We start from the raw sequence: 691 nt of genomic DNA, 5'->3' as shown, positions 1-691 counted from the left end.
GGCAAAGCTAAGGTGGGCTAGGTAAACAAAGAAACTACCGGAAATGTGGCAGCAGACTATGTCCGTTCAATCAAGAAGCGCTGCTTGAAGTCAACAAAAGCCTCGTGGAGTGCATTTTCTTTAATGGGTTTCAGCAAAACATAGTTCGCGCCTGCTTCCATAAATGCATCACTGGTTTCTTGCGCAGTGTCGGCGGTGCAGGCGTAAATTGGCGTCCCCAATTTCAAGTTTTGACGAATCTCTTTCGTGGTTTCGATGCCACCAAGATGCGGAAGTTGGTTATCCATCAAAATCAAATCATAAGAGTGATCTTTTAAGTACTCCATGGCTTCTAGCCCATCCTTCGCCCAATCAACCTGCATCTTGTATTTGGTACAAAACGCTTTAAGAATAAAGGCGTTAGTATGGTTATCTTCCACCAGCAACACTTTCAGACTTTCATCAAACAACTCTGCAGGTTTTACGCGTTGGCTCGAATCCAACGGAGCCAGAACTCGCTCACGATCTTTTACTGGCAGCGTAACAACAAATGTGGTTCCTTGCCCTTTTTGACTGCGAACTTGTACATCCCCGTCGAGCATATCGACCAAGTTTTTCACGATGGTCAAACCAAGGCCACTGCCACCGTATTCGCGAGTTGTGGTCGCTTCTTCTTGAACAAAAGGTTCGAACATTTCATCCAACTTGTCGG

General features: G+C 45.7%; 1 protein-coding gene. It reads right to left on the bottom strand.

Annotation, left to right across the window (positions count from 1 at the left end):
- Positions 1 to 56: 56 nt before the first annotated feature.
- The coding region (locus R7040_RS26765; RefSeq protein WP_318097631.1) for a response regulator at positions 57 to 691 on the bottom strand (635 nt) is incomplete at its 5' end.

This window comes from Vibrio sp. 1069 (assembly GCF_033340555.1).
Note: the sequence above shows the minus strand (reverse complement) of the source record. Positions and strands in the feature narration are given on the sequence as shown.